A 25,416-nucleotide genomic window follows, 5' to 3' on the forward strand; every position below is an offset into this window, starting at 1 on the left:
ACAAAAATTAACAGGAATTAGAATGGTCGATTTAGCTTAAACCTAAGTTAAACTCCTTACGCAAAGTATCTAAAAGCGGATTTTTGGTTACCATAGCCTGATACTTTTCCTGCGAAGTGTACGGTTTGCGGGAAACCGTGAATTCCATCATAACACCTTGTAAATCTAGCGCAAAATTTTGCAGCTTTACCCGAAGATAATTCAACACATCCACTTTCGCGCTTTGCAGTACATCCATCTGTACACCATTTTCGACATCAATCTCAATCAATGTACCGTTCAAACGAGGTTGCGTAGTCGTCATCATCATATACAGATTGATTTTATTTTCTGTCTTCAACTGCTCAGCATAGGCATTCCAAATGGCTATGAATTGATTAAAGCTTACCTCACGTTGTTCGGTACCTCTTATTAATTCAGGTTCATCACCTTCTTTGGCAACCGAGTTGTTGTCATAAATGGTGTTCAAATCTGGCAATGATGGAATAATCGCTGAGGCAGCTGCCCCCCATCCTCCTTTTTTTACTTTTGGAGGTACATTTGAAACGACATCATTTTTCACCTCAGGTTTGGTAGCCGAAGTCTGGGGATTGGAAACTGTTGTTTGCGGGTTGGATACAGGCGTGGGAGTAGATACAACGGGTGCTGGTGTCGCATTTTGCACTGTATTTCCAGAAGATGCTGCCGCAGAAGGACTTTCCTTCGCCTGCGAGGCTACAGACTCAGGGAGTTTTTTTTTTACTCCTTCAGCAGCTGAAGGAACCTGTATAGAACCGAGCTGACTTAACTTAATGGCACTTGCGATGTGACACATTTTCAACAAAGCAAGTTCTACCTGTAAGCGTTGGTTTTTACTTGTTTTGTAGTTTATTTCACACTGGTTTGAGATATTCAATGCGGACAATAAAAATCCCGAAGAAGCTTTCTGAGCTTGCTGTAAGTATTTTTGACGTATGCTATCGCTAACTTCCAATAATTTTAACGTCGCCGGCTCTCTAGCTACCAACAGATTCCGAAAATGACCTGACAGACCAGCAATGAAATGACTTCCATCGAAACCATGATTCAAAATCTCGTTAAATGTCAAGAGCGTTTGTGCAGCATCTTCAGCCAAGATCGAATCCGTTAGCTTAAAATAATAATCGTAATCCAGAATATTCAGGTTGTCAATAACAGCCTGATAGGTTACATTTTTATTCGAGAAACTGACAATCTGATCAAACATAGACAATGCATCACGAAGACCACCGTCTGCCTTTTGCGCAATGATGTGTAAACCATCTTGGTCATAAGCGATCGCTTCACGATCAGCTATTCTCGCCAGATGGTCTGCCATGTCCTCCACCTTTATACGGTTGAAATCAAAAATCTGACAACGTGAAAGAATCGTTGGCAAAATCTTATGTTTCTCCGTTGTTGCTAGGATAAAAATCGCATAGGAAGGTGGTTCTTCCAATGTCTTCAAGAATGCATTGAAAGCGGCCTGTGAGAGCATGTGCACCTCATCGATGATATAGATCTTGTACTTTCCCGCTTGGGGTGGTATACGGACCTGATCAATGAGGTTACGGATATCATCTACTGAATTGTTGGATGCGGCATCGAGTTCATGAATACTGAAAGAATTACCGTTTTGGAAGGATTTACAGCTGTCACATTCGCCACATGGCTCAGTTCCAGATAAGATCTGTTCACAATTTATTGTTTTGGCTAAAATACGGGCGCAAGTAGTTTTACCAACACCACGTGGCCCACAGAATAGAAATGCCTGCGCCAACTGATTGTTGTGAATTGCATTCTTTAGGGTACCTGTAATGTGTTGCTGACCTACAACCGAATCAAAGGTAACCGGGCGGTATTTACGTGCAGAAACAATAAAATTATCCATTGCACGAAGATACGAATTTTAATACTATTTTTCTACGTAATAACAATCGGAAGAAAAAGGAATTTAGCATTTCAATCAAGGATGATATCCTCTCATGCTGTGTTTGCTAAACATCGCAGGTACACAAAACAATAAGTTCCAATGGCTTTCTTTGGGCATTAACTGAAAATATGAGTTGCCAATGGTGATCTTAAAAAATGACAAAGAACTTCGTTAACAAATAGCTTATAACCAATATAACTCACCCTTTGTAATCCAAAAAACATTTTTCCTAAATCCTTGGAAAAAGCGTCTATAATTGTTAAATTTATATTACACTAATGTTATCAAATTGTTAAGAATTGAATATCAAAGGATGCCATATTGCCTTTTTGACCATTTTATACTGGTTTACTTGCAATCTACAAATTGTCAGGGCACAACATCATGATTTCGATTTTTACGATGGAAAAGTTTCAATTAACGTAAGCCCATCTTTCAATATTCCATTCAATGATAGTTTAACGGGAGCTCGAGTACAGGAGTTCTACCAAACTGCCGATCAGGCAGAATACCATGATCTGATAAATAGTTTACTCGAATACAAAGATAAACAACACCTCAACGACTGGGTATATTATCAGCTTGTGCGTCGCACTGCACAACAGATCGCACCAAAAGCAGATAACTATGCAAGATACACGCTATACAAATGGTTTCTAATGTGCAAATCCGGATACGATGCGCGTTTGGCGGTAGGAAATAATCAGATTGTCTTTTTTATTCAGAACAATGAGGATATTTCCGATATTCCTTTTTTTGAAGTTGATGGTAAGAAATATACATGCTTAAATTTCCATGATTATGGAAAACTATTTCAACGGGCAGACACCTATATCCCTGTAAAGATTAAAGTCCCGGAAGCAACCAACGATTTCAGCTATAAAATCACAAAGCTACCGGATTTTGTACCGGCAAACTACATTGAAAAACAAATTGCATTCAATTATGGACATAAAGCTTATCATTTTAACGTGAAGCTGAACAATGATATCAGTGATCTTTTTAAAAACTATCCGGGAGTAGATTTCGAGACCTATTTCAACATTCCATTGAGTAAGGAAACTTATCAATCATTGGTTCCTGCCCTCAAAGAAAATCTAAAAGAGAAGAAAGAAAAAGAAGGTGTAGATTATTTAATGCGGTTTACACGTTATGCTTTTCTATACGAAAATGATGAAGAGAATTTTGGTACTGAAAAACGGCTATCTCCGGAACAGACATTATTAAATAAATATAGCGACTGTGATGATCGTGCAGCACTATTCTTTTACTTGGTCAAAGAGATTTACAATCTCCCAATGATCACACTCTTGTACCCCACACATATCACCATGGCCGTTCAATTCGAACAGCCCATTGGTGACGCTATTTTATATAATGGAAAATATTATTCAGTATGTGAGCCAACTCCGCAAGCGCAAAGTTTGGCTATAGGTCAATTATCTGATGAACTTAAAAAACAATCTTACCAGATTGTATACCATTATGACCCGAGGTAAAATACTGTTCCGAAAGCTGCCACCAAATTAAATTGTAGAAGAAACCAATAACATTAGGTTCTTCAATCTTCATTTAAGGCTTGTAAAACAAACTAATAAGAACTCTTAGTTATTAAAGCTTATCAATAAAATCCAATAGATCGGCATATTTACCATCTGTGCGGTGAGCTGCAATAGTAACCGTGTTCTCCCTACCTTCGTATTTTATTGTGATCACATAATCCGTTCCATCGACACAACGGGCACATTCCTGAATTTTAGCATCCATTAACTTATATGTATCAATATAGGCAGACAACTGTTTTAATGTGGTCTCACTTGTTTTATAAGTTTTATCTGCTTTGGCTTCTGGAACAAGACTTTTCGGATACCTAATTTCAGTTTTATTTTTATCAATGATGACATTTACAACATCACCCCATCCAGAAATTCCCTTTATTTCTATTTTAAGTCCATCAGGTTCAATATCAGATTTATCATCAGACTTTTTGCACCCAAGAAACAGGAAAATACTTAACACAAATAAATAGATTGTTTTTTTCATAATTTAAAACTTATATTATTTGACTATATAACGAAATATCCACCCAAAATGCGACAAAAAAATCCTGCTCGAGGCAGGATTTTTTTTGATTCTATTGATGTTATATATTATTTAACTTGACCTGGAGTTGTATATGGCAAAGTTTGAGGGTCATAATGAGCCCAGCCTTTTGTCCAATCCTCCGCTCCAAATGCACCTCTAAAAGTCACTTTCTTAAAGAAGCTGTCTGAAAGTTTAGATTGCGTAAAATCCGCTCCTGTAGCTGCCACAGAATTATCAAGAAGAGCAAAATCAGGAGTACCACTACTGTTAGAAATGTCCTTCGCAAAAAGATATGGTGCTTTATACAATGCGGCAGCAAATTGCTTACCGTCAAAAACATTATTAGCTTTTAAGAGAGTTTCAAGCTGTGCGCTCAATGATCCGCCGACAGGGCTAATTTTGATATCAACAAGATTTCCGTAGAAAAGATTATTTGCAAAAACTGATTCCTTATTAATAATATTCTTCGCAGTTGCTTCTGGAGTTTCAACTTTAGTATCATCAACATGTATACCAGCCAATCTGAATCCAGTAATCACTGAGTTTAGTACCGAAATCGAAGAGTTTCTACGAATATGAACTCCATGTTGATTATTCTCTGCAATCGAATTCTTTTCTGTTTGTCTTGGTCCTAATATAGTTACATTCGAAAAAATACCAGACGTTTTAGGATTAACATTCTTTCCGTCCGCATTGTTGTCAGATTCGAAGCCATTTGACCCAGATACATCAGCTAGGGAAGGAACACGTTGAGCTACTGCAAACTGAACTTTACCTGAATAACCAAAATCAGTATCAAAGTCGTCATCCCAAGTACCAACTGTCACCAAGTGTGATGCATTAACAGTACCACCAAACCATTCAAAAGCATCATCACCTGAGCGGTAAACTTGTATATAATCTAAAGTTGTGCCATTACCTACACCACCTAATGTTAAACCATTGATTTCATTATCTGGAGAAAACATAACTCCAGGAAACTCAATACGCACATATTTCATTGTACCAGAATTATCAGCAGCATCTGCACCTCCGTAGTAGATATAATCTTTTTCATTTTTACCTGATGGCGCATTAAGACCTCCTTCGATTTTAGCTTCACCGGCATTTACCGGAGCTTTTCCTAATATAATTACTCCACCCCAATCACCTTTGTCACGGGCACCTGCAGGTAATGCAGATGTAAATACAATAGGCTTTTCAGCTGTTCCTGTAGCATTTATTTTCGATCCTCTGGTTATTGTCAAAGTACCTTTTGAAGCTTTATCGCCTTTAATAATAGTTCCAGGTTCGATGGTCAAAGTAGCACCGTTGCTTACAAAAACAAATCCTTTTAGAAGATAGATTTTATCAGCGGTCCAAGTTGTATTCGATGTAATTTCTCCAGACACAACCACCACATCTTTATCTACTGGATTCGTTGGCGTTTCGGTATCTTTGCCATCATCTGTAATTTTTGTTTCTTTACAAGCTCCAGCAAATAGTAAAGCTGCTAAGGATAAGAATAAAAATCTTTTTTTCATTGGGATAAATTGTTTTACCGGCAATAGAGCTATCATACACTTATTTTTGTTACTGTATAGGATACTATAACCGATTTGTTAAGTTTTATTTTGTTAATCAAAGGACTTAATCTGCTATAACTTCAAGATTAAGACTGCATTAAATATTTGTTATCTATTAAAAAGTATAATTAAATGATAATGAATAATTTGCTCCCATTTTATATTTATAAAGAGTTTCATTTGGTTTATTCTGTGCTTTATTATCAAAATAAACATTCACTGCATTATTCAAAATATCACCCGCATTAAATTTGATCTCACCCTTCTTATTTAATACTTTATAACCTATCTGTGCATCCAATACATTTCGAGGTGCTTCATATGCACTTGTAAATCGAATACTTCCTGCCTGAGCTATGCGCTTACCGATACGGTTATACAGAATATTGATATTCAATCTATTATCTAAAGCACTATGCTGTAGACCGGCATTAATAACATAAGGAGATTGTCCCACCATCGGTCTAGTTTTCTCGATGTAGTCTTGATCAGTAGGATTCTCTACTTTTGAATGAATTACAGACAAATTCAAATAGGCGATTGTGTTCTTAAAGAAATCATTATCCACAACAAAGCTTAAGTTTTTGCGCGCCTCCAACTCGACTCCATACAACGTTGCTTTCGGTGTATTGAAATAAGATACATCTACTGTAGAGTTAACGTCATAACGCAATGGTTCAATTGCATCTGTAAATTGCTTATAAAAAGCGGAAACTGACAATATTTCTCCAGCAGTGGGGTAAATTTCGAATCGCAAATCCGCATTGTTAATTGAACTTCGCTTCAGATTCACATTACCCGAAACCATCCCTAAATTCTCGTAATCATAGAACTGAAAAGGAGCTAACTCTCTCAGTTCAGGTCGTGCCAGGGTACGATAATAGGAGGCTCTCAAATTCATTTTGGAATCTATACTATAAGTAAAATTAACTGAAGGCAATAAATCAAATTTCTTATCATCAACCACTTCTCTTATTTTATTTTGATTATCGACATCATTTGAATTGATTTTCACATTATAATTTTCAACGCGTAATCCGTAAACTATTCTAAACTTATCATCAAATTTTTGATCCAACATTGCATAACCGAAAGAGGTCAGAGAATTCGCATTATATAAATCGCCACTACCAACAATTTCATTGAATTTATAATAGTTCTTATTGATCAAATCTGTTGAAAACAATTGATCGGGAGGGAGAGCGGTAACTCTTCTGATTTCATCTGGATCAACAGTTAACGCATTTATTTCCGCTCCAACAAAACGTGCGTCAAAATTACGTTTACGATATTGGGTACCTCCACCAAACTTCACTGTGGAAGGAGCATCTAAAAAGCTCATTGGTCTGGAATAGCTTGCCTCTCCCGAAAATATATTCTCATTCATATTAGAAAATAAACGGGCATTGTTTTTACCAACACCAGATACATCTGCTAAATATGGAACAGAGGGATCTACGTCCAGATCTCTTCTATAATTAATTTTAGTTTGATTGGGCTGACTATTACCTATATTACTCCATGATGCCGTCCATTTCAATTTATCATTTTTTTCACTCAACGCATGTTCACCCTCTAAAGTTGATTTAAACAACGATTTTTGTAAAATATCGTAAGCAAATAATTTATTATCCCCCAACCTTGATTTATCTGTGCCTGTACGTTCTAAATAGTTATTATCATAGGTACGGTTATATAAATTCTTCCAAGTAATTTTATTTTTTCCGAATGAATAAGCGAAATTCGCCAAAGCACCTAAATTCGTTGAAAATTTATAGACATTGTCATTATAATCGTATTGATACCACTCGCGTTTAAGATCCGACAAAATATTTTGCGAATTTCTATAATTCACGGAGAATAAGGCACCAAAACGATTGTCATTCTCATATTGTTTTACCTTTCCTAACGAAAACTGATAAGTTTGAGAGGGTAAAGCCGATTTATTCTGAACTGCATAGTCATTAGGCAATGATTTTAAAACCAAACGATTCCATTTGCCAGATAACCCAGCCTGAATAGTTTCCCTCGCTGGAAAATTCTTAGCCAACTTGTTAGAACCATCATCGAAACCTAAATAATTTTGAAAATTCTTTTTAGTCTGCAAAAAGTCTTTAAATGTAGAAGCTGTATTGTAACCATACCCTACACCAATAGAGACGAAATCCTTATCTGGAATATCCTTTGTTGTAATCTGAACCGCACCTCCTGCAAAATCCGCTGGAAGATCTGGTGTCGCCGTTTTCGAAATAGTAATCTTATCAATTAAATTTGAAGGTATAATATCAAATGAAAATGCACGACGGTTCGCTTCGGTACTTGGTAACACTGAACCATCCATCATCGCTACATTATATCGGTCACTAAGTCCCCGTACAATTACAAATTTATTATCTTGGATAGTTGTTCCACTTACGCGACGTAGAGCCTCAGAGGTATTTTTATCCGGTGATCTTCTAATTTGCTCACTTGAAATACCATCAGAAATTAACGCACTATTTTTTTGCTGAGCATATAATGCACCAATGGATTCCTTTTTAAACGAACCCGTAACCACAACTTGATCCAACACCTTACCTTCTGAATTATCAAGGACAATATCCAAATTGGTCATATCATCCGCTTTGATCTCAACTTCAGTAATTTGTTTTGTAGCGTAACCTATATAAGCGTACTCCACAGTATACTTACCAGCAGGCAAGGCCGGAATACTATATTTACCAGAAACATCGGAGCTTCCGCCTCTAGAAGTTCCAATAACACGAATAGTTACTCCCGTAATCGTTTCTCCAGTCTTACTATTTGTAATAGTCCCCATTAACTTCCCACTGCTCTGTGCATAAACTGTTGTTGACGCAGCTACGACGAACGTAATGGCAGCAGCGATTCTTTTAAGTTGTAATTGTGGTTCCAATTTATTTTGTTTTTTGTTTCTGCAAAGCTATTGGCAGAATATTATATTAACATTAACAACGAATTACCATTACGTAAACCACTTGTTAATTTAATGTTACCTTGAAAATTATAACTTAAAATTTTAGATAAAATCCTGCCTGAAACAGTATTTGAGCGATTATTCCATCATTTCCATGAAATGATATTAAAGAAGTGTAATAAAATTATTAAGTCGAAAAGTTATTAACATATAAAGGTCGGTTTTAGGTTTTAGTACATTTACTTGTACATATCATTGTAATTCGATAAGAATAGGTATTCGTGCATGTTATTGTTTAGAAGCAAGAATGATCTTATTATTGCAATAATATTGCATATGCAAAGCAATTTCTCTAAGTTTGAATATATTTTCAATTTTTGAGCATATGAGCAATCCGATCGTATCTACTGAGCAGCTAACATTCCGATATACCAATGCAAAAAGCATTGAATTTCCTGACATCCATATCGAGAAAGGACAACATACACTACTATTAGGCGATTCAGGTACAGGTAAAACAACCTTACTGAATATGTTAGGTGGCCTATCCCGACCTGATACTGGTCATGTTAAAATTAATGGTCAAGATCTTTCGCTATTATCAAATAGCAAACTAGATAAATTCAGATCGCAATATATTGGGTTTATTTTCCAGGAAGCTCACCTTCTCAAAAATTTAACCTTGCTAGAAAATATCAAATTGGCACAGTCGCTGGCTGGAAAAAAAGTCAATGTAGATGAGATTCATCAGGTATTAAAACAATTGCAGTTGGACCACAAAACCGCGGCCTATCCAAATGAACTGAGCCGTGGTCAATTGCAACGTGCCGCGATTGCACGTAGTGTCATTAATAAACCGGCCCTACTCATTGCCGATGAACCTACAGCAGCTTTAGATGATAATAATACAAATCGTGTACTAGAACTTCTTTTGGGCATTGCAGATACCGCTGGCTCAACGTTGTTGATCACAACACACGATAAACGAATCAAGGATCAATTTTCAAAAATGTATCTCTTAAAATAATTGCTTACAGCCCATATCTCTCACCCTTTTTTATTCAACATTTGCTATGAACACGATACAGTTGGTTTGGAAAAATTTAAGTAGACAGTTTGGTTCTGTCTTTTTGAGTATCTTACTGACAGCTTTTGGAATCTCCATACTGGCAGTGCTCTCCATCACAGGTGAAACATTTGAAAAGCAACTCGACAATAACAGTAAGAACATTGACCTTGTCATCGGAGCCAAAGGTAGTCCACTCCAATTGATCTTGTCCAGCGTATATCATATCGACAATCCAACAGGAAATATCCCCTTAGATGAACTCGAACCGCTCCGCCAGAATCCTCTTGTCCAATTGGCGGTTCCGCTATCCCTGGGCGATAATTTTAAAGGACACCGTATCGTGGGAACAGATTCTTCTTTTCTGACGATTTACGATACTAAAATAAACGAAGGGCGCATTTGGCAAAAAAACTTTGAAATTGTTATTGGTGAGCAGGTCGCAAAAAAACACCACTTTAAACTAGGCGACCAAATCAACAGCTCACATGGACTGAGCAAAGATGGTCATAGCCATGACGAACACCCTTTTACAATCGTCGGTATTCTAAAGCAAAATAACAACGTAACGGACAACCTCATATTGACCAACCTTGAGAGCGTTTGGGATGTGCATGGTATTGCACATGCACACAACGACCAGGAAACTCCGGCACAAAAAGAACAACGTGAACGCGAAGAAGATAGGCAAGAGACGGTCAAAGCACACCAACATCACCACGGCGAAGACCTCCCGGAAAATTCTTCAGTTCGGACGACAACCGAAGAAAAAGAGCATCACGATCACGCAGATCACGACCATGATCATGAAGAGGAAGGTGTATTTGTCAAATCTATTGGAGCCGATATGATTAAACAAAACGGACTGGAAATAACCGCTATCTTAGTAAAATATCAGTCACCTGCAGCTATTGGTATACTGCCTAAAATGATCGATCAACAAACAGATATGCAGGCTGCTTCTCCAGCAATGGAAAGTACACGTCTGTTTTCACTCCTAGGTGTAGGAATAGACTCATTGGCCATCCTTGCCTATGTCATTATGTTCATTGCGGGGCTGAGCGTATTTATTAATCTCTATAATGCACTGAAACAACGTAAATATGATCTTGCTATTATGCGTACACTCGGTGCCTCTAAGGGCAAATTATTCAACATTGTCCTTCTCGAAGGTTTGACCATAACAATTGTCGGTGGACTGATAGGTTTGCTATTGGCACATTTGGCATTATATTATATCAGCAACCAAACAAGCCAGAGTGCAGATTTTATCGAAGCTTTTAAGCTACATCCAAAAGAATTGATATTTTTGTTAGTAGCTTGTCTCATTGGCGTTCTAGCCGCTTTAATTCCAGCAATCAAGGCTTATAAGACAAGTATATCAGGAACTTTGTCGAACAAATAGGTTAAAAATAAAATAAATGGACAATTGGGGTAAAAGCGTACGAATAACATATACGAGGTAAATCTTAAATTTACGTCATCAAAATCTCAATACTCAATACTAAAATAATGAAAACAATTATTACAGCATTCGCATTTATATGCTTCTTTATACAAGCACAGGCACAGATTGGTAATAATCCCGATGTACCTGATCACACCCCCATGATGAACAAAACATGGGATGCTATTGATAAAATGGCTTACAAAGTAACCTATAATGGGGCAAAAAAGGTCTATACTCCTTTTTATCCAAAAGAGCTCAAAGCGCTTGAAAACAAAGTGGTCGAATTACCGGGCTATATGGTCCCACTACATAGTGGACGTAATCACAAAAACTTTATGATGTCTGTCCTACCTGTTATGCAATGTCAGTTTTGTGGTTCCAACGGGATCCCGCCCATGGTAGAAGTAACCTTAAAGGGTGGGGCAATTAAATTTTCTGAAGATCCTATCAAACTAAAAGGAAAGATGATTTTTACAAAGGATCCTCTTAAAGGAAACTCCGAAATCCAGATCATAGATGCTGAACTTGCAAAATAATAGAAACAGCATATCTTCAATGCTGAATCTTGTCTATCCGAAATAGATTAGGTTCACATTGATCTTTTATCGTACAGATTTATCTATTTATTAGTGAGGTCTCAAGACAAGCCGCCAAAGCTGCTGTCTCGGTACGTAAACGTGCGTCCCCAAGCGATATCGGTTGAAAGCCCGCTGCTAAGGCCAAATCAATTTCCTCTGCTGAAAAATCACCTTCTGGGCCTATCAAAATAATATAATGCTGTCCCGCTTCAACTATTTGGTTCAAATATTTCTTATCGGAATCAACACAGTGCGCAATCGCTTTTTGGGTACCGTCCTTCGGAATATCCTTTATAAACTGTTTAAACGATACAGCGGGATTCAATTGAGGTAAATACGCTTTTAAAGATTGCTTCATGGCTGATACAATGACTTTATTCAAGCGGTCCAACTTTACTTCTTTGCGTTCTGAATGTTCACAGATAATAGGTGTAATCTCTTGAATCCCCACCTCGGTAGCTTTCTCCAAAAACCACTCAATACGATCTATATTCTTGGTCGGTCCAACAGCAATATGCAAATGATAGTTTGGCTGTTGGTAGTTCTCCTTGATACTTAAAATGCGAAGTACAGTACGTTTCGGATGTGGATCTATAATCTCAGCTTCGTACAGGCCGCCCCGACCGTCTATTAAATATAAGCGATCTCCCGTATTCATGCGAAGCACACGAATAGCATGCTTGCTTTCTTCCTCAGAGAGGATAAAGTTTTCTAAAGAAGGATTTAGTTCTGGTGTAAAAAATAACTGCATGTACTGTTCTTTGTGGCCTTATTCCGCTACATCATCGTCAGCGGACTCGACCAATTCCAGTTTGACAAATTCAATATTCTGTTGGGCTTTGCGGATAATTGTAAATACATAACCATATTCTTGTTTCCGCTCACCTACCTCAGGAATTTTATCAAAAATCTCACTGACCAATCCAGCCATGGTATCGTAATCCTGACTTGCTGGTAATTCAATAGGAAGAAACTCATTCACATCATGAATGCTAGCTCCCGCATCCACCATATACTCTGTTTCAGAGATACGTTCGACAACTGGTGTTTCCTCATCATACTCATCTTGGATCTCACCTACCAACTCTTCCACAATATCCTCCAAGGTAGCCATCCCTGCTGTACCTCCAAATTCATCCAGCACAATAGCCAATTGAAGGCGTCGTTGCTGAAACTCAGCCATCAAATCATTGATTTTTTTGGTTTCAGGAATAAAGTATGGTTTACGCATGATGTTTTTCATCACCACTTCTTTGCCTTTTGCCAAAAGCGGAAGGATATCCTTGGTATGCACAATACCAACAATCTGATCGATATTATCCTCATAGATCGGGATACGGGAATAGCCCTCCTCGGTCATCGTTTCAATCAATTCAGAAGCATCTGCGGTCACTTCAACAGCGACAATCTTAGTCCTTGGTACCATAATATTCTTTACGATACGTTCGTTAAAATCGAAGACATTTTTGATCAACTCATGCTCAGAAATATCCAATGCTCCGGATTCTTTTCCTTTATCTAAAAGGTATTGTAATTCCTCAGAAGAATGGGCAGATTCACCTTTTGTTACTTCAAATCCTAAAATTTTAAGCAGAAAATTAGCAAAACCGTTCAGGATCCAAATAAAAGGTCTGAAGATAAAATAGAAAAATTGCAGTGGGACCGCAATCTTCATTGTTGTAGCAACGGGTTTTTGAATTGCAATTGACTTGGGAGCTAACTCACCAAAAACAATATGCAATACGGTAATGATCGCAAAGGCTAACACATGTCCGGCTTTCGTTGCTATGCTACCGGTCAATTCAACACCAAAGAAACCCAATGCGCCCTGCACAATCTGGGTCATTACAGCTTCTCCTACCCAACCTAAAGCCAGAGAAGAAAGTGTAATACCCAATTGTGTAGCGGCCAAATAACCATCCAAATGCTCCGTTATACTTTTGGCAATTGTAGCAACTTTGCTACCTGTTTTCGCCTGAACTTCAATTTGGGAGACTCGGACTTTGACAATAGCAAACTCAGCTGCAACGAAAAAACCGTTGGCCAATACTAAAAACAATGTCCAAAAAATATCGAGCGCCATGCTTGGGGTTATTTGTTAACAAATTCTGTTTTGTACAACTCAATAGCCTCTATCAAGATTCTTTGTGCTTCTTCACGTCCTTTCACCCCTTCTACGATAACGTGTTTCTTTTCTAAAGCTTTATAGCTTTCAAAGAATTGTACAATTTCCTTCATTGTGTGTGGCGGCAATTGTTCAATGTCTTTAATGTAATTGAATACAGGATCATTTTTGGCAACAGCAATGATTTTATCATCTTGCTCGCCACCATCAACCATATTCATCACACCAATAACTTGCGCTTCCACCAATGTTAAAGGTAAAATATCAACCGAGCAAATCACCAAAATATCCAAAGGATCTTTGTCGTCGCAATAAGTCTGTGGAATAAAACCATAATTGGCAGGATAGACAACAGATGAACTCATTACTCTGTCCAAAAGCAACAAACCTGTTTCTTTGTCTAATTCGTACTTTCCTTTGGATCCGTTTGTAATCTCAATGATAGCGTTTACGGCATTTGGCACATTCTCACCTGGAGAAACCATGTGCCAAGGGTTTTGTTTACTCATTTTTTATTTTACTGTATATTTTGTTTGTTTCTTTTGTCTTTTATTCGCTTTTTAAGCAAAGTAATTGCAATAGGTAAAAATGCGACCACGATCATCCCAACTACAACATATTCAACATAATGGATAATCCATGGGAACTCCATCCCCAAAAAATAACCGGAAAGAGTCAATACCAAGACCCATATTAAAGCTCCACTGACGTTATATAAAACGAATTTTTTGAAATCTAATTTTACAACACCCGCAAAGATAGGAGCAAAAGTACGAACTATTGGGACAAATCTACCTATAATTAATGCGGTTCCTCCATATTTATGGTAAAATTCTTCCGCCATCACCACATATTTCCGCTTAAAGATGATACTATCCTTTCGCTTAAATAACATCGGACCGGCTCGATAACCGAACCAATAACCTGTAAAATTACCTAATATTCCTGCCCCCAACAAGCCCAAACAAAGTGTGTAAATACTCACGTCAATCTTATTGAGTGCACAAAACAATCCCGCTAAAAATAATAAATAATCGCCAGGTAGAAAAAACCCAAAAAACAGACCTGTTTCGGCAAATACGATTAAAATAACTAAATAAAACCCTCCCGAACTTAAGAGTTCTTCGGGATTCATTAGTTGTTGAAATGACAACAAAAGTTCATGCATAACTTCCAGTAAAAATCAATGTTGTTTTCTTCATTTTAGAATCCAAACCTACTTTTATCCCTGTATAATTTTAAAACAACAAAGTACAAATATAGTATTCTTCTAAAAAACGAAAGTAAATCAAGTGTAATATAATCTTGTTATTGATTTTGTGCAGTTATGCTGATAATGGACTCACGGATAGTCTCAGCAATCTGATGAAGCTCGTCTTCACCTAGACTTAACTTAGGCCCAGCAAAATTTAGGTCACTTATTTTATTGATCGGAACAAGATGGATATGTGCATGCGCGACCTCCAATCCTACGACAGCCACACCAACCTTAACACATGGAATCACCTTTTTTATCCCTTGTGCAACAATTTTCGCAAATACCCAAAGCGCCATGTATTCATCATCTTCGATATCAAAAATGTAATCTGTTTCTTTCTTAGGGATGACCAGTACATGACCTTTTGCCAAAGGACTGATATCCAAGAAGGCTAGAAAATCATTACTTTCTGCAACTTTGTAAGCTGGAATCTCTCCAGCAACGATTTTTGAAAAAATTGTTGACATATTATTCTATATTGGAATAAATTCTTTTTGTAATAACGTATTGAGATATTAGTATTAAGTATTGAGACTTCGATTGTACCAGCCATCGGCTTGCATAAGGAAAGTCTAATGTCTAATATTTCCCATCTAAATACATTTGATAAAAACGACCATAAACAACATAAATATGACGTTCACAACAAATATAAACAAAAAAGGTCGCGATTGCTAGAACCCGACCTTCTTAATATAAAGTTAATTTGTGGATGTGCGGTTATGGCGTACCGCACATAACCGACATATATTATCTTGAAATTTCTACAATTTCAAATTCGATCTTACCTGCAGGCACTTCAATCTCTGCAGTATCACCTTTCGATTTACCCAATAACCCTTGAGCTATTGGTGACTTAACAGAGATCTTACCTAATTTAAGATCTGCTTCAGACTCAGCAACTAATTGATAAGTCATCACAGCTCCATTTTTTTTATTTTTGATCTTAACAATTGACAAAGCCAATACTTTCGATGTATCCAACTTGGATTCATCAATCAAGCGAGCTGTAGCCAACGTGTTTTCCAAATTGGCAATTTTAGCTTCATGAAGCCCCTGAGCTTCTTTAGCAGCATCATACTCCGCATTTTCAGACAAATCACCTTTGTCCCTAGCCTCTGCAATTGCATTGGCAATTTTAGATCTTCCTTCCGTCTTCAGATAAGCTAGTTCCTCTTTCAGCTTACGCAATCCTTCTTCCGTAAAATAAGTTACTTCTGCCATAATTTTATCTTTTTTCTTATTTTCTACATTTTTAAAAAAGAAACAAGACCATATTACCCTCGTCGGGAAACATGGTCTCGCTTTCAATCTATACGAAGATAATAATTGTTTTCAACAAAACAAATTCTTATCCATCAAATATAATCAAATCTCCTCTTCGTCAACAAATTTATAGCCCAACCCTCTCACCGTTTGCAGATAATGTGGTTTATCAGGGTTTGTTTCGATCTTTTTCCGCAGACGCACAACATGCATATCCAATGTGCGTGTATTTACATTTGAACTATAGCCCCATACCACTTCCATCAACTCCTCACGTGTAATCTCCCGACCCAAATTTTGAAGGAAATGTAATAAAATCCTATTTTCCAGAATGGTTAGTTCAACCTTTTTGCCATCACGTATTAATGAATGGATATTCGGATGGTGCTCTGTCTGCCCAAACTTGTAGATCTCTGGACTATTTTTAGGCAGAAAAAACTTCACCTTATTATCTATCATAGCAATCAACACGTCCATATTAAACGGCTTACTGATATAGTCCGTCACACCAAAACTATAAGCTTCAATCTTGTCCACATCCTGGGATTTAGCGGTCATCATAATAATGATATTCTCAAATCCTGCTTTACGGACATCTTCGCAGATCTCATTACCTTCTTTTCCAGGGAGCATCCAATCTAACAGGACCACATCGGGCCTCTTTTCCAAGATTAAACTTTCTGCTTCATTCCCATTTCCGCTTTGGATGACTTGATAGCCTTCAGATTCTAATCGATGTTTTACCAAGAAACGTAAGTTCTCATCATCTTCAATAACAGCAACAGTGATGTCTTTATTCATATTTAAATTTATTTTTTAAACCGGAAATACCAACGTAAAGGTAGTGCCTTGCCCCAATTGACTTTTGACTGTAATGTCTCCACCTATAAACTCAGTGATTTCCTTACAGAAAGCCAAACCTAAACCAATACTTCCTTGCTGATTATATTGACTTTTTATTCTATAAAACTTTTTGAAGATATTGTTAAACTCCGCCTTCTCTATCCCAATCCCTTCGTCCTTAAAAGTGATAACAAAATTCTTCTTATTTTGTTGTATCGTAATATCCAAGATTTTATGCCCTGCTTTCGAATACTTATAGGCATTGTCTATCATGTTTTGAAACACGCTACTCAATAACACTGGATCTGCCAGCATCGATGTTCTTACATCAATTTTTGTGCTAATTTTAAAGTCAGCATATTTTATTCTTGAAGAAGCAACCAGATTTTCGGTAAATTCCTCCAGATCGACCTCTTCTTTGTTTAATTTAATGGTTTTATTTTCAATCTGGCTAAAAGACAATAATTTATTCATTAAATTATTGAGTCGATCGGCCTCCTGGTCCAATATATTACCATACATTTTCCTTTCCTCGTCGGAAAGTATTTGTGCACTCTTAATATTATTTCCCGCAATTTTTATTACACTAACAGGTGTTTTAAACTCGTGAGTCAAATTGTTGATAAAATCATATTGCAATTTAAAAAGTCTCCCGTTAATTTCTAAATTTCTATAAATTAAATATAGAATTGCTATTAAAATAATGTAAATCAATGAAATACCACCTAATACAGGCCAAAAACTACGATTTATTTCTTCCGAAAGGAAACTTTTACTCGATCTGAAAAGCAATTTATAATCAGCCAAAGCTCCTGGCAATGGCATTTCTGTTGAAATTTCATCGTCCTCAGGTGTAATTGGCGCGCCCACCAATGGCACAATCGCTACCTTTTCATAAAGATTTGTATAACTATTTTTCACCTCCAAATACATTGGGTCAATCTGAAAGTTGAACATATCCTGTTCATAGCCGACAGTATGATCCAGATTCCCTTCCATAATGGATTTATAAACAATCAAATCATTAACCCTGGGTATATTTAAATACGTAATCTGGCCCGGCCTGATCGTATAAAATACCTTTAAAATATCCTTATCAGAAAGCTTCGCATTTGCCTGAAGCTTATCAATATAAGTGGCAAGTTTAACCCCAATATTATTAATTTCCTCAGAATGTAACCCCATTTGAGCACGGTCGAGAATTGTATTTTTATTCAATCCCGATCGGGACACCGTAAAAAAGGTAATGGTTTTGGGTTGAATCCGCAGGTTATTAACGATAAAACCATAGTTCAGATTATGATCATTATTGAATTGCAGATCAAAAAAACCTATTTCACGTACAAAAGGATAAGAACTTAAAATACTATATGCATATTTCCCTGCTTGTACAGAATCCAGAAAACCTTGGTAAAAAGACACCTCGGGGATTCTATTTTGAAAAAAGTCATTAAAGGGAATCAGTGTCTGATCAAAAATTTCAGATTTTCTATTCGTAAATTCATTTTTTATATGCGATTCAGTATAATTTCTAGATAGAAAAAGCGCAAAAATATAAAGGCCACTGATGACGATAAAAAACATCAACAATAATCCGTAGTTTTTTCGATAGCTGTATTTTTCTGCTTTCATATGCTGCCTCTAGTCTGCTAGATATTTTGCCAAAAACCGCTCCAGCTCATTATAATAGCCAAATACATTCTCATCTTTTTTAAAGGTCCTATCTTCATCCTCCTTGAGAAAATACTGTACAGGAACATTATTGTTCTTTAACTTCTGAACAAATTGATTCGCATCCGTCACAGAACTAAACCGATCTTTTCCACCTTGAACCAACAACACAGGGATCCTTACTTTATCGGAATGAAAAACAGGCGATATATTTTTAAACAGCTCCGCCTCCCTGATAGGGTTACCAACGATCTGATACATCTTCTGTACATAAGATTTAAAATAAGGTGGAATGTCTCTAAAATAGGTGAATAGGTTTGTATATCCCGAATAAGAAACCGCACATTTATAAAGATCCGAATTGAAACAAGCAGCATGAAGCGCAGAGTATCCCCCAAATCCCTTTCCGACAATAGCGACACGATTCTTATCCGCTATCCCCTCTTTGATCAGCCACTTCACTCCATCAGTAATGTCATCTTGAATTTTTCCGCCCCATTCTTTAAAACCTGCTGTCCAAAACTTTTTCCCGAATCCTGTTGAACCCCTATAGTTCATCTGAAAAACCAAATATCCTCTGTTTGCCAAAAACTGTGCCTCATTATCAAAGCCCCACACCTCACGCCCATTTGGCCCATCATGTGGCAATACCACCATTGGAAGATCTTTTCGATTGGAATGAACCGGATAGGTCAAGTATCCAGATATCTCTACACCGTCTCTCGCTTTATAAGTAATAAACTCATTTGGAGACAACTCCTTGTCTTTAAGATCAGAATTATTATCGGTTAATTTGGTCAGTTTTTTTGTGGTAAAATCATAAAAATAAATTCCACCAGGATTAACATCTGTATAAGTTTTAATAATCACTTTTTCGCCTGAAGCATCGGTATTAAGAACTTGGAATTCAAAACCATCAATCTGCTTAGACAATTCATCATATTTCCGTTTTGTCTGCTCATCGAAGAAATGCCTGCTTTGCCTGGAGGTTGTATAATTCACAAACAACAAGCGATTTAGCTCCGGAAAATAACCTCCTGGGCTCATGTCAACCTCTTTATGGCTAAAAAGCTCGCCTAGTTCCCTTTCATTGATCAGATCATAACTTACCAAGGCCAATTTATCACGGTTTATATTCGATAGTGCATAGATAATACTATTTGAACTGTCTTTATATCCCAGCGGAGTGAAACTGCTTTCTACATCACAACGTATGACCTCCTTGAAAGGTTCTTTCTCAGAAGGACGGAAAAGAACAGATTGTTGTACGGAATCGTTTGCAATAGCCAAACGTATCTGTCCATCATTAGAAGCAATCCAGGAGCTCATATTACCTGGATTTTGTAAGATCAATTCACGTGGTCGACCATCCAAATAAATACGATATAGATCAAAAAAAGAGGAATCACGATCATTAATCCCCGCAACAAAGCCCTCTCCACCGGACACCGTCGAATGAATCCATCTAAACCGCGCACGAACAGGTTTAATTAGTGCCCAGATTTTTTCGGTGTTAATATCCACAGCATACAAACGCAAACTATCTTGGGAAGATTGTTCTGTCAAAAAAGAAATCTTAGAATCGTTATTCCAGGCAAAAGATTTTACATTGATATCATTCTGATAGGTTAATTGCTTAGAGCTATCCTGATGCTTCAAATCAATCAAATAGATATTTTTGCAATGATTGTCCATTCCGATATAGGCAATAAACCGACCATTAGGGGAAATCTTAAAATTTGATTTTTCAGGTGTGGAAAAGAATTGATTGATGGGTATAGGATCAACCTTATGTTGTTGGCATCCCAACATAGTCAAAGCACAAAAAAATAAAACAGTCCAAAATTGCAACCTCATAATCCCAAATGCGTCCTTATCAATTAACTCAAATATTGTAATTAAATACCAAATTGCAGTCAATGCAACCTTATTTTTACAAGATATAGTAATTAAACGTAATATTCAAAAATAGCGTATAAAACCGTATTTTTGTTTATGTTTTTATACAACGTCTCTGTTATAGCAGAAGAAACGATCCACAATGACATCGTTTCTTGGATTCAGGATAATATCGTGCAATCCCAAAAATTTCAAGTGCATTTCCTCGAAATGCTCCAGTCACCCCATGAAGGAATGACTTATTGCATCCAAGTAGTTTTACCTTCAGAAGAACATATTGCAGACTTCCAACAGGTACATTTGATACCATTACAACAATTTATTTCAGAGCTGTACAAGGACAAAGTTTTCCTTTTCGACAGTACAATGAAATACTTAAAAAAATAAAGAGCTCTAGAGCTCTTTATTTTTTTAAGTATTTATACAAACTAAAATTCTTAATTCATCTTATTTCCCTTGGATTCCTGATCCTTTTCACCAATTTCCAAAGCTAATTCATAGCGTGGATCATAACTTATTTTAGGCGTCAAGAAATGTAATAGGATCAATCGGGCGTACCTAAAATTAAAGGGAGCAAAAACTAAAATAGTAACCGCCAAGCCAACCAAATAGAACCAAGGAGACTCACTTCCGGTTAAAATTGCAATAGCGACAGATACAGATACAATCTCAGCAACAGAAAGAGCATAACTGACATACATCGCCGCATAAAAATAGCCCGGCTCAACTTCATATTTAACACCGCAATGCGGGCAAACGTCATTCATCTGCTGCTTCCGTAGGCTATAGACCTTTCCTTCAAATACTTTTCCAACATGACATCTAGGACATTTGGAATGTATCATTGCGTGAAATTTAGATGTTGGCATCAGATTCTACTTTATCTCGTTAATAAATTTCTTTGTTGGAGGATTCTTTTTACGGTATTTCTTATACCATAGATACCCGAGTCCTGCTGCTGCCAAATAGGGAATCACCAATAAAAATAGGATTCCATCATTCAACCCTCGTCCTTGCATATTACCGTCTTTGGTAGAATTCTCAGCAGTCAATGTACACATTGCACATTGTGCTTGAGAAATAGATACTGCCGAGCAGCTTAGGGTAAATATTACGAGTAGATATCTAAACCATTTCATAGTCCAAAGTTACTGAAAATTTAGCGATTAGCCCACCAATACTTCAAATTTGTCCCAAAAACCATCTTGCGGCAATGAGGCCACCAATTCCATCTTTTCTTTTTTTATGGGATGTGTAAACGCTAACGATCGTGAGTGCAAACAGATACTTCCCATTGAACTTCCTCTTGGATACCCGTATTTGTTATCGCCAACAATAGGACAACCCATTGCTGCCAACTGCGCTCGTATCTGATGTGTACGACCTGTTAAGGGTTCAACCCGCAAGAGGTAGAATCCATTTAATTCACCCACTATTGCATAGTCCAATTCAGCGTAGGTACCGCCTTTCACTTCACGCGGAAATGCTTTCGTTACTCTTGTCTGTCTATTTCGAATTAACCAGTTGATCAATTTACCTTCAGCATTACGTGGGCGTTGCCGCACGATTGCAAAATAAGTTTTTTTCACCATCCGGTCTTGAAAGAACTTATTCATACGTTCGAGGGCTTTACTTGTCTTCGCGAAAAGAATCATGCCACTCACAGGTCTATCTAGACGGTGTATAACACCAACATAAGCATCATTGGGCTTGTCATATTTCTTTTTCAGATAGATCTTCACCATATCCTCCAATGAAAGATCCCTAGTTTCGTCAACCTGCACTATATCACCCGCCTTTTTATTAATCGCTATCAGATGATTATCTTCAAAGATTACCTCTTTATCTGTAATTTCAGATTTATTCATTTCTTCTATACTAAAAGGTTACTCAAACCTCTGTTATTATCTAAAATAATCGGATTGAAATACCGAAAAAAAGGCCCTACGCAAGCGTAAAGCCTTTTCATATCTTCTTACTAAACCTTATTGTGCACTATCTGTCTTAAGCGCTTCTGCTTTTTTAGCGTTCTCTTTCATTTTTTTCTTAAAGAAGCCTCGTAACAAGAAATTATGTTGCAAAGCTTCCATATTTTCATCCAACTTTTCAGTACTAGAATTTAGATTATTAATGGCTGACTTAATTTGATTTGCTGAAGCAGGATCATTCAATAAGACTCCGACCGCATTGTCTTTATCGTTCAATCGACTAGAGGCATTATTCAAGTTATTAATCAATGCATTTGCAGTCTGCGAAACCCCCTGCAACTGCGCTGCAGACTGACGCAAATTTGAAAAGATAGCAGTATCGGTAGTCAGATCGTGGATCAACCCTTTATTGCTGTTCAGCGAATTTGTTAATGTAACCAAATTTGCAGATGCTTTATTGGCATTATTCATTGCAGCACTGATGGACAGTAAACTCGCACGTAATGTATTCACCATCGCTGTATCGGTCAACATTGCTCCAACCATACCTTTACCATCAGCCAAACCACGTGATATCTCGACAAAGTCTGTCGTAATCTTAGCCAAGTTTTCGTTATTTACCTGCAATGTTTCCATCATGGCCTCCATGTCTGCAGTTTTCGCTGATCTTAAAAAATCACCAGTTTCCACAGTAGGTGCATTTTGAGACCCCCCAGTAATAACAACAATTTTATTACCAATCAATCCATCAGAGCCCAATTTTGTGACAGCATCTTTGCGAATATATTCCGCAGATTTCTCTTCAATAGTTAAAACAACTTCGACATCCTGTACACTTTTAAAGTGGATATTTTTAATGATCCCCACTTTAACTCCAGAAAACCAAACATTACTTCCTACTTTCAATCCCGCAACATCAGGAAATGAAGTCGCGATCTCGATGTTTCTTGTAAATTTCTTTTGTTGACTGCCTAAAATAAAAATCCCGGCCAAAAGAATCAATACGCCTAAAAAAACAAAAATACCAACAATGATTGCTCTTTTATTTTCTGCCTTACTCATGTATATTATAGAATAAAATTATAATTATAAAACGCTTTAACACGTGCGTCATCTGTATCAAAAATTTCTTCAAAAGACCCCTGCCTTTCAAACTTACCATCCAATAGCATTACAATACGATCACCTACTTCCTTCGCACAGGCCAAATCATGTGTAATAATAATTGATGATGTCTTATACCGCTCCTGAACCTCATTGATCAATCCATTGATATCCAAACAGGTGATTGGATCGAGACCCGCTGTAGGTTCATCATACATCATGATCTCGGGCCGAAGGATCAAGGTACGCGCGATACCAATCCGCTTACGTTGACCTCCCGACAATTCAGATGGCATTTGGTTGATGGCCTGAGATAAACCTACACCATCCAACACTTCCTCCACAGCATGATTAATCTCAGATCGTGTGAGATTTCGTTTATTTCTCACCAATGGAAACTCCAAATTCTCACGAACCGTCATACTATCATAGAGTGCACTATTCTGGAAAGAAAAACCAATTTTCAATCGTAATTCACGCAACTCACGGTCATTTAATGAGGTAACAGATTCACCCAATACATCAATTGTTCCTTCATCAGGCTTTAATAATCCCGAAATCAACTTGATCAAAACTGATTTACCGGTACCCGAACGTCCTAACACAACAAGATTTTCCTCTTTATATAAATCTAGGTTAACCTCCTTGAGTACATGGTTATCCCCAAAAGATTTACTCACATTTCTGATTTCAATGACCGATTGAGAATGATCTATATTTACTTTAGCCTTTTCCATATACCACTATCCAAAGAACGACAAAATCTGAACAATAATGATCTCCTCAATAAAGACAAGAAACATCGAAGCAACCACGGCCGCATTGGCTGCCTTACCTACTCCTTCTGTACCTTTAGAGGAAAAATAACCACAATAGCAACTTACAGCCCCAATAGTAAAGCCAAATATAACGGCACGTAATACCATAGCGCCTAAATCCTTGAAGGCAATTGTTTCAAATACCTGCGTAAAAAAGCTCAAAAAACTCAAGTCATCTTTACTCATCATACTCAAATAACCACCTAAAAGGCCTATACCTGCCACATAAAAACATAGCACAGGAATACCAATAGTTGTAGCTAAAATTCTACTTACAATCAAATATTTATAAGGATTAGTACCTGACACCTCCATTGCATCTATCTGCTCAGTCACATTCATCGAACTTAACTCGGCCCCAATCTGCGACCCCACTTTACCTGATGCAATCAAAGCTGTCACCAGGGGTGCTAAGGCACGGACAATCGCAATTGAAATTAGCGATGGCAACATGGAGGTTGCACCAAACTCTTCCAAGGAAGGACGAGATTGTTTCGTAAAAACAAAACCAACGATAAATCCGGTTAAACTGATCAAAGGCAAAGATTTATAGCCTATTTCATAGCATTGGCGTATAATTTCTTTGAATTCATATGGTGGAGTTACTAATTCGCGCCAAAACCGTAATAAGAAACGATGAATGTTTGCGAATTCTAGAAAAAAAGTCTGAAGTTTTTTAGCCATTTAAAAATATGTCTATGTCAAATTAATGTGTCATAAAACACCTCATATGCTCAACAAACACGTAACAATTCGAGCGGTAAAGGTAAATAAAAAATATGTATCTAAAATTGTCGTTTATGTAAAAAGATCATCAATTTGACTTTTATATATAAAAAATCAGATTTATAGTGTACCAATTAAACCATTTAATACGTTATGCTGTCATAATAAC

General features: G+C 37.1%; 24 protein-coding genes. 5 read left to right on the forward strand and 19 right to left on the reverse strand.

The genetic code is table 11. From position 1 onward, the window contains the following. Positions 1 to 31: 31 nt before the first annotated feature. Entirely contained in the window at positions 32 to 1,888 is a 1,857-nt protein-coding gene (locus M2408_RS24680) for a DNA polymerase III subunit gamma/tau (protein ID WP_259187240.1), read from the reverse strand. Positions 1,889 to 2,229: 341 nt separating this feature from the next. Here M2408_RS24680 and M2408_RS24685 point away from each other — a divergent pair, with 341 nt between their 5' ends. Then, positions 2,230 to 3,429, forward strand: coding sequence for a hypothetical protein (locus tag M2408_RS24685; protein WP_259187241.1), 1,200 nt, complete (start codon positions 2,230 to 2,232; stop codon positions 3,427 to 3,429). A 112-nt stretch (positions 3,430 to 3,541) separates the two neighbouring features. Here the strand turns inward: M2408_RS24685 and M2408_RS24690 are convergent, their stop codons facing one another. The 3 genes from M2408_RS24690 to M2408_RS24700 form a co-directional block, all read right to left on the reverse strand. Continuing rightward, positions 3,542 to 3,973: a hypothetical protein gene (locus M2408_RS24690; protein ID WP_259187242.1), complete on the reverse strand. Its 432-nt coding sequence runs from the start codon at positions 3,971 to 3,973 to the stop codon at positions 3,542 to 3,544. A 107-nt stretch (positions 3,974 to 4,080) separates the two neighbouring features. Continuing rightward, on the reverse strand, positions 4,081 to 5,538 hold the full coding sequence (locus tag M2408_RS24695; protein WP_259187243.1) for a hypothetical protein: 1,458 nt from the start codon (positions 5,536 to 5,538) through the stop codon (positions 4,081 to 4,083). Positions 5,539 to 5,695: 157 nt separating this feature from the next. Next, on the reverse strand, positions 5,696 to 8,494 hold the full coding sequence (locus tag M2408_RS24700; RefSeq protein WP_259187244.1) for a TonB-dependent receptor: 2,799 nt from the start codon (positions 8,492 to 8,494) through the stop codon (positions 5,696 to 5,698). A 406-nt stretch (positions 8,495 to 8,900) separates the two neighbouring features. On the opposite strand from M2408_RS24700, the gene M2408_RS24705 reads away from it, so the two are divergent. The 3 genes from M2408_RS24705 (at position 8,901) to M2408_RS24715 (ending at position 11,567) form a co-directional block, all read left to right on the forward strand. Beyond that, positions 8,901 to 9,542, forward strand: a complete 642-nt coding sequence (locus tag M2408_RS24705; protein ID WP_259187245.1) for an ABC transporter ATP-binding protein — start codon at positions 8,901 to 8,903, stop codon at positions 9,540 to 9,542. Between the two features lie 46 nt (positions 9,543 to 9,588). Next, a complete protein-coding gene (locus tag M2408_RS24710) occupies positions 9,589 to 10,986 on the forward strand; it encodes an FtsX-like permease family protein (protein WP_259187246.1) in 1,398 nt (465 codons plus the stop codon). A gap of 107 nt (positions 10,987 to 11,093) precedes the next feature. Next, positions 11,094 to 11,567, forward strand: coding sequence for a hypothetical protein (locus M2408_RS24715; RefSeq protein WP_259187247.1), 474 nt, complete (start codon positions 11,094 to 11,096; stop codon positions 11,565 to 11,567). A 79-nt stretch (positions 11,568 to 11,646) separates the two neighbouring features. Here the strand turns inward: M2408_RS24715 and M2408_RS24720 are convergent, their stop codons facing one another. The 9 genes from M2408_RS24720 to M2408_RS24760 all read right to left on the reverse strand — a co-directional run bounded on the left by M2408_RS24720 (position 11,647) and on the right by M2408_RS24760 (position 20,584). Further along, on the reverse strand, positions 11,647 to 12,360 hold the full coding sequence (locus M2408_RS24720) for a 16S rRNA (uracil(1498)-N(3))-methyltransferase (RefSeq protein ID WP_257092223.1): 714 nt from the start codon (positions 12,358 to 12,360) through the stop codon (positions 11,647 to 11,649). Positions 12,361 to 12,378: 18 nt separating this feature from the next. Continuing rightward, positions 12,379 to 13,692, reverse strand: a complete 1,314-nt coding sequence (locus tag M2408_RS24725; RefSeq protein ID WP_120259916.1) for a hemolysin family protein — start codon at positions 13,690 to 13,692, stop codon at positions 12,379 to 12,381. Between the two features lie 8 nt (positions 13,693 to 13,700). Then, positions 13,701 to 14,243, reverse strand: a complete 543-nt coding sequence (locus M2408_RS24730; protein WP_120259915.1) for an inorganic diphosphatase — start codon at positions 14,241 to 14,243, stop codon at positions 13,701 to 13,703. Between the two features lie 8 nt (positions 14,244 to 14,251). Beyond that, positions 14,252 to 14,902, reverse strand: a complete 651-nt coding sequence (locus M2408_RS24735; RefSeq protein ID WP_120259914.1) for a DedA family protein — start codon at positions 14,900 to 14,902, stop codon at positions 14,252 to 14,254. Between the two features lie 140 nt (positions 14,903 to 15,042). Next, positions 15,043 to 15,459 (reverse strand): HIT family protein, encoded by a 417-nt coding sequence (locus M2408_RS24740; protein ID WP_108635710.1) that lies wholly within the window; start codon positions 15,457 to 15,459, stop codon positions 15,043 to 15,045. Positions 15,460 to 15,742: 283 nt separating this feature from the next. After that, on the reverse strand, positions 15,743 to 16,216 hold the full coding sequence (gene greA, locus M2408_RS24745; RefSeq protein ID WP_108635709.1) for a transcription elongation factor GreA: 474 nt from the start codon (positions 16,214 to 16,216) through the stop codon (positions 15,743 to 15,745). 144 nt (positions 16,217 to 16,360) lie between these two features. Then, complete coding sequence (locus M2408_RS24750; RefSeq protein WP_077438378.1) at positions 16,361 to 17,059, reverse strand: response regulator transcription factor; 699 nt, start codon at positions 17,057 to 17,059, stop codon at positions 16,361 to 16,363. A 15-nt stretch (positions 17,060 to 17,074) separates the two neighbouring features. Next, positions 17,075 to 18,733, reverse strand: coding sequence for a sensor histidine kinase KdpD (locus tag M2408_RS24755; protein WP_259187248.1), 1,659 nt, complete (start codon positions 18,731 to 18,733; stop codon positions 17,075 to 17,077). Positions 18,734 to 18,742: 9 nt separating this feature from the next. After that, positions 18,743 to 20,584, reverse strand: coding sequence for a S9 family peptidase (locus tag M2408_RS24760; RefSeq protein WP_259187249.1), 1,842 nt, complete (start codon positions 20,582 to 20,584; stop codon positions 18,743 to 18,745). 183 nt (positions 20,585 to 20,767) lie between these two features. Between M2408_RS24760 and M2408_RS24765 the strand changes: the two genes are divergently transcribed. Continuing rightward, the gene (locus M2408_RS24765) at positions 20,768 to 21,058 is read left to right on the forward strand and encodes a DUF4286 family protein (RefSeq protein WP_120259911.1); all 291 of its coding nucleotides are present in this window, start codon (positions 20,768 to 20,770) and stop codon (positions 21,056 to 21,058) included. Between the two features lie 50 nt (positions 21,059 to 21,108). Here M2408_RS24765 and M2408_RS24770 read toward each other — a convergent pair whose 3' ends face one another. The 6 genes from M2408_RS24770 to M2408_RS24795 form a co-directional block, all read right to left on the reverse strand. After that, entirely contained in the window at positions 21,109 to 21,516 is a 408-nt protein-coding gene (locus M2408_RS24770; protein WP_259187250.1) for a DUF983 domain-containing protein, read from the reverse strand. A gap of 30 nt (positions 21,517 to 21,546) precedes the next feature. After that, positions 21,547 to 21,810 (reverse strand): hypothetical protein, encoded by a 264-nt coding sequence (locus M2408_RS24775; RefSeq protein WP_259187251.1) that lies wholly within the window; start codon positions 21,808 to 21,810, stop codon positions 21,547 to 21,549. 27 nt (positions 21,811 to 21,837) lie between these two features. After that, a complete protein-coding gene (locus tag M2408_RS24780) occupies positions 21,838 to 22,539 on the reverse strand; it encodes an RluA family pseudouridine synthase (RefSeq protein WP_259187252.1) in 702 nt (233 codons plus the stop codon). A gap of 117 nt (positions 22,540 to 22,656) precedes the next feature. After that, positions 22,657 to 23,661, reverse strand: coding sequence for an MlaD family protein (locus M2408_RS24785; RefSeq protein ID WP_259187253.1), 1,005 nt, complete (start codon positions 23,659 to 23,661; stop codon positions 22,657 to 22,659). 5 nt (positions 23,662 to 23,666) lie between these two features. Beyond that, positions 23,667 to 24,440, reverse strand: a complete 774-nt coding sequence (locus M2408_RS24790; protein WP_259187254.1) for an ABC transporter ATP-binding protein — start codon at positions 24,438 to 24,440, stop codon at positions 23,667 to 23,669. A gap of 6 nt (positions 24,441 to 24,446) precedes the next feature. Continuing rightward, a complete protein-coding gene (locus tag M2408_RS24795) occupies positions 24,447 to 25,205 on the reverse strand; it encodes an ABC transporter permease (RefSeq protein ID WP_077438387.1) in 759 nt (252 codons plus the stop codon). Between the last annotated feature and the right edge of the window lie 211 nt (positions 25,206 to 25,416).

Origin of the sequence: Sphingobacterium sp. BIGb0165, assembly GCF_024810095.1 — a bacterium.
Lineage (GTDB): Bacteria > Bacteroidota > Bacteroidia > Sphingobacteriales > Sphingobacteriaceae > Sphingobacterium > Sphingobacterium detergens.

Excerpts from the sequence above, each read along its gene's own strand:
- M2408_RS24690 (WP_259187242.1), bottom strand. The coding sequence starts at position 3,973 with ATGAAAAAAACAATCTATTTATTTGTGTTAAGTATTTTCCTGTTTCTT.
- M2408_RS24775 (WP_259187251.1), bottom strand. The coding sequence starts at position 21,810 with ATGAAATGGTTTAGATATCTACTCGTAATATTTACCCTAAGCTGCTCG.
- M2408_RS24790 (WP_259187254.1), bottom strand. The coding sequence starts at position 24,440 with ATGGAAAAGGCTAAAGTAAATATAGATCATTCTCAATCGGTCATTGAA.
- M2408_RS24755 (WP_259187248.1), bottom strand. The coding sequence starts at position 18,733 with ATGAAAGCAGAAAAATACAGCTATCGAAAAAACTACGGATTATTGTTG.
- M2408_RS24785 (WP_259187253.1), bottom strand. The coding sequence starts at position 23,661 with ATGAGTAAGGCAGAAAATAAAAGAGCAATCATTGTTGGTATTTTTGTT.
- M2408_RS24725 (WP_120259916.1), bottom strand. The coding sequence starts at position 13,692 with ATGGCGCTCGATATTTTTTGGACATTGTTTTTAGTATTGGCCAACGGT.
- M2408_RS24720 (WP_257092223.1), bottom strand. The coding sequence starts at position 12,360 with ATGCAGTTATTTTTTACACCAGAACTAAATCCTTCTTTAGAAAACTTT.
- M2408_RS24770 (WP_259187250.1), bottom strand. The coding sequence starts at position 21,516 with ATGATACATTCCAAATGTCCTAGATGTCATGTTGGAAAAGTATTTGAA.
- M2408_RS24715 (WP_259187247.1), top strand. The coding sequence starts at position 11,094 with ATGAAAACAATTATTACAGCATTCGCATTTATATGCTTCTTTATACAA.
- M2408_RS24680 (WP_259187240.1), bottom strand. The coding sequence starts at position 1,888 with ATGGATAATTTTATTGTTTCTGCACGTAAATACCGCCCGGTTACCTTT.
- greA (WP_108635709.1), bottom strand. The coding sequence starts at position 16,216 with ATGGCAGAAGTAACTTATTTTACGGAAGAAGGATTGCGTAAGCTGAAA.
- M2408_RS24735 (WP_120259914.1), bottom strand. The coding sequence starts at position 14,902 with ATGCATGAACTTTTGTTGTCATTTCAACAACTAATGAATCCCGAAGAA.
- M2408_RS24740 (WP_108635710.1), bottom strand. The coding sequence starts at position 15,459 with ATGTCAACAATTTTTTCAAAAATCGTTGCTGGAGAGATTCCAGCTTAC.
- M2408_RS24705 (WP_259187245.1), top strand. The coding sequence starts at position 8,901 with ATGAGCAATCCGATCGTATCTACTGAGCAGCTAACATTCCGATATACC.
- M2408_RS24760 (WP_259187249.1), bottom strand. The coding sequence starts at position 20,584 with ATGTTGGGATGCCAACAACATAAGGTTGATCCTATACCCATCAATCAA.
- M2408_RS24710 (WP_259187246.1), top strand. The coding sequence starts at position 9,589 with ATGAACACGATACAGTTGGTTTGGAAAAATTTAAGTAGACAGTTTGGT.
- M2408_RS24780 (WP_259187252.1), bottom strand. The coding sequence starts at position 22,539 with ATGAATAAATCTGAAATTACAGATAAAGAGGTAATCTTTGAAGATAAT.
- M2408_RS24695 (WP_259187243.1), bottom strand. The coding sequence starts at position 5,538 with ATGAAAAAAAGATTTTTATTCTTATCCTTAGCAGCTTTACTATTTGCT.
- M2408_RS24730 (WP_120259915.1), bottom strand. The coding sequence starts at position 14,243 with ATGAGTAAACAAAACCCTTGGCACATGGTTTCTCCAGGTGAGAATGTG.
- M2408_RS24750 (WP_077438378.1), bottom strand. The coding sequence starts at position 17,059 with ATGAATAAAGACATCACTGTTGCTGTTATTGAAGATGATGAGAACTTA.
- M2408_RS24795 (WP_077438387.1), bottom strand. The coding sequence starts at position 25,205 with ATGGCTAAAAAACTTCAGACTTTTTTTCTAGAATTCGCAAACATTCAT.
- M2408_RS24765 (WP_120259911.1), top strand. The coding sequence starts at position 20,768 with ATGTTTTTATACAACGTCTCTGTTATAGCAGAAGAAACGATCCACAAT.